A 3,662-nucleotide genomic window follows, 5' to 3' on the forward strand; every position below is an offset into this window, starting at 1 on the left:
GGCCTCGCCGCAGCAGGTCCGTGAGCCCGGGGGCGCACGCCGCTCGAGACGCTCTAGACGAACGCGGCCATCTGGTCACCCTTCGTGTCCTTGTTGGACACGAGCAACGACAGCAGTGCGGCGACCACCGCGACGGCCGCGCTGATGAGGAAGACCGTGTGCAGACCGCTGATGAAGGTGTCGTGGGCGGCCTGGGTGAAGGTCGCGGAGAACTCCTTGACCTGGTCCGCGCTCATGCCCGCGCTGGTCAGCTCCTTCTCCAGCGCCGTGCGCGCGGTGGGCGGGAATCCCAGTTCGACGAGCTTCTGGACCTGTGCGTCACCGGCGAGCTCGTCGACGGTCCGGCCGCCCGCGCCGCCGAAGGCCGCGTCCAGCTTGCCGGAGAAGCGGGAGGTGACCAGTGCCGAGATGATGGCCCCGAACACCGCGGTGCCCAGCAGGCTGCCGAGCTGCGACATGGACTGCTGCATGCCCGACGCGGTACCGGCCTTGTCGACGGGCGCGCTGCCGACGATCGCCTGTGTCGCCGCGACCATCATGAAGCCGACGCCGATGCCGCCGAGCACCAGCGGAGGGCCGACGGTGGACAGACCGGAGTCACCTTCGAGCCGGAGCAGGAGCAGCGAGGTGCCGGCGATGCAGAGAGCACCGAAGGACAGGGAGCCCTTCACCCCGAACTTCTCCGTGGCCCAGCCGCCGAGCGGTGCGGAGACGATGAAGGTCAGCGTCAGCGGGAGCAGAGCGACGGAGGCGCTCATCGGGCTCTTCCCCTGCATGCCCTGCAGGAAGAAGTTCAGGTAGTAGATGATGGCGTAGAAGGCGAACATCGTCACGATCATCAGCAGGCAGCCGACCCACAGGGAGCGGATGCGGAACAGCTCCAGCGGCACCATCGGATGCGAACGCTTGAGCTGGATGGTGATGAAGGCCGCGAGGAGCAGCAGGCCGAGACCGATGTAGCCGAGGGTCGATACGGAGCTCCAGCCGTCCTCCTGACCGTGGGTGAGGGCCCACACCAGGCTGACGATGGAGAGGGTCAGCGTCACCCCGCCGGGAAGGTCCAGCGGCTGCGGCGGTTCCTGCTTCGACTCCTTGACGATGATCACCGCCATCACGACGCTCAGGAAACCGAACGGCACGTTGATCAGGAACACCCAGGGCCAGGTGAGGTGTTCCACCATCACACCGCCGAGCAGCGGACCGCCGGCCAGCGAGAGGGCGGTGACACCGCTGAACAGGCCGATCGCCATGGCGAGCTTCTCCGGCGGGAAGGCGGCCTTGATGATCGCGAGTGCGGCGGGGATGAGCATGGCGCCGAAGACGCCCTGCAGGACACGGGCGGCGATGAGCAGTTCGATGGTCTGGGACGCCGCGCAGAGTACCGACGCGACCGTGAAGCCCACGAGGCCGGTGATCAGGCCCTTCTTGCGCCCGATCCGGTCGACCAGGTTGCCGGCCGGGATGAGCAGGCCGGCCAGGACGAGGAGGTAACCCGTCATGACCCACTGCAGGCTGTTGAGTCCGGCGTCGAGGTCGTTGGCGATCGCCGGGTTGGCGACGACGACCACTGTTCCGTCGAGCTGCACCATCATGATGCCCAGGCCGACGGTGGCCAGGCTCAGCCACGCCTGTTTGCTCGTCCTGCCCGGTGCGGCGGCTGCCGGAGCACCTCCCTGCGGTGGCACCACGGTGCCCGAGGCGTTTAACTTATCCGTTTCACTCATGAGGGAATCCTTGTGCGAGGGGACATGTGGTGCGGGGTACGTCGAACGAGGCGAGCCCCGGTTTCGGTGGTGACCCGGTTCCTGCCGACGGCCGGGTGTTCCGGGTCCCGTCGGGTGCCGTCCGGGCATGGGGGTGCCGACTCCCCGGCCTTCCGCCGCCGCGAGGGACGCCGGGGCCGGTGAGTGGTTGGTGTACTACGTCTGCGCGACCGCACGAGGCACGGCGGCGAGGTGGCCGAGGCGCATCGTGTGGGTGGGACACACGGCCGGCGGACCGGCCCGGGTCCCGCGGGTCATCCGCGTGGTGTCATACGCTTCTGCGGATGCTCACGTCGCCGACCGTCGTCCTGGCGAAGACCTCGGCCGTCTCGTCGGTCGGTTCCGGGCCGTCGACCGGTGTCATGAAGTTGTGGATGCTGCCGGACACGGAGCGGATGTCCAGCCGTGCGGAGGTGTTCGTCGCGATGCCGACGTCGAGCTGGCCGATCGACGCGCCGAGCACGACGACGCCTCTCACGACCTCACCGACCCTGATGTCGCCGTTGGCCGTCTTCGCCTCCAGGGACTGGCACGCCCTGTCGACGACGATGGACCCGTTGGAGCTCTTCAGCACGCCCTTGCCGCCGAGTTCGCGGATGCGGACCGTGCCGGAACCCGTGGTCACCTCGGTCGGCCCGTCGGCCCGGTCGACACTGATGTCACCGACTCCGGTGCTCACCACGAGTGACCCGGTCTCCTCGAACCGGACGTCCCCGGTGGAGGTCTTGATCCGGCAGTTCTGCAACTGACCGCTTCCGTGGAAGGACGCCTCCCGCGCCGTCGCCGAGAGCTCCGACCCGTGCGGAAGAGCGATGGTCACGTCGATGGAACCGACGCGCCCGAACAGACCTCGCTGCTTCGGTGCTTTGACGAGAAGTCTCTGTTCGCCGTACTCGACCAGGGTCTGCTCGGCGGTCTTGACGTCCGCCTCGTTGTCCATGTCACTCGGCACCACGGTCACGCCTATGTCGCCGCGGTGTTCCGCGTGCAGACGAACGTGCCCGACCCCGAGTTCCATGGTTACGGCAACCGGTAGTGGCGTCTCGAAAACAGGCATGACTGCGCTCCATGAGAGGACGACTGAATGTCCTGGGGTGGAAGAGGTGGGTGTGGCAGTAGCGCGCGGGCCGGCCGACTACTTGACCCATCCCGTAAAACGCTGCACCTGATGAGGGTCGCGCCGCTGGGCGCGGCGCGGCGGATGGCTGCGATCACCCGACTCGAGCATCGAGGACACCGCACGCACCAACCAGGCGTTCACCGACAGCCGTTCCCGGCCGGCGGCCTCCTCGATCCGGGCCTTCAGATACTCGGGGGGCCGGAAGTTGATACGTGCTGTAGCGCTTCCTTCTCCGTGCAGGAGGGACGCTTCCATGGCCGCATCGGCTGGCGCCACCATGGCGTTCTCGGATTCGAACTCATCGTTCTCGTCCTCGAACTCGTACCCCTGCTCCTCGGGCGGCAAGGTGACGATGAAGGTCGGGTCGAGCTTGCGAAGCCGGATCTCGACAGATCCGGGCATCAGTTCCCGGGAGATTTCGTCCGCGGCATCCGACAGGACCTCCAGCAAAGTCAGCTGGATCGACGACGACAGCTGCGCGACGAGCCGCTCGGCGAGGACACGTCCTTCGTCGCCTCCCGACTCGGCCGCGACCGATAGCTCCCGTCGCAAGTTGTCGATGTACCGCCCCAATTCCATGGCATCATCATGGCACCGCTTTGGCTCCGACGCAAGCGCCATGACGTTTTGGCCGGTCGGAGTGGTGTGGCGGGAGGCTTACCGGCGCTTGGGGGTCAGGCGTGTGTCCAACTTGGCGCCATCTTTGCCCGCGAGTGGCGTCAACGGTCGGACGGTGCGCGGCCGGCGGTGCCGCGCCGCGGGCCGGGACAGGCGAGAAA

3 protein-coding genes are annotated in these 3,662 nt (G+C 67.5%); all 3 read right to left on the minus strand.

The genetic code is table 11. The features are described 5' to 3' along the window. Positions 1–53: 53 nt before the first annotated feature. The gene (locus ABZ371_RS30335; RefSeq protein ID WP_358685632.1) at positions 54–1,724 is read right to left on the minus strand and encodes an MFS transporter; all 1,671 of its coding nucleotides are present in this window, start codon (positions 1,722–1,724) and stop codon (positions 54–56) included. 307 nt (positions 1,725–2,031) lie between these two features. Beyond that, positions 2,032–2,820: a DUF4097 family beta strand repeat-containing protein gene (locus ABZ371_RS30340; RefSeq protein ID WP_358685635.1), complete on the minus strand. Its 789-nt coding sequence runs from the start codon at positions 2,818–2,820 to the stop codon at positions 2,032–2,034. 78 nt (positions 2,821–2,898) lie between these two features. After that, entirely contained in the window at positions 2,899–3,462 is a 564-nt protein-coding gene (locus ABZ371_RS30345; protein WP_358685638.1) for a hypothetical protein, read from the minus strand. Between the last annotated feature and the right edge of the window lie 200 nt (positions 3,463–3,662).

The organism is Streptomyces sp. NPDC005899 (assembly GCF_040629645.1).
Classification (GTDB): domain Bacteria; phylum Actinomycetota; class Actinomycetes; order Streptomycetales; family Streptomycetaceae; genus Streptomyces.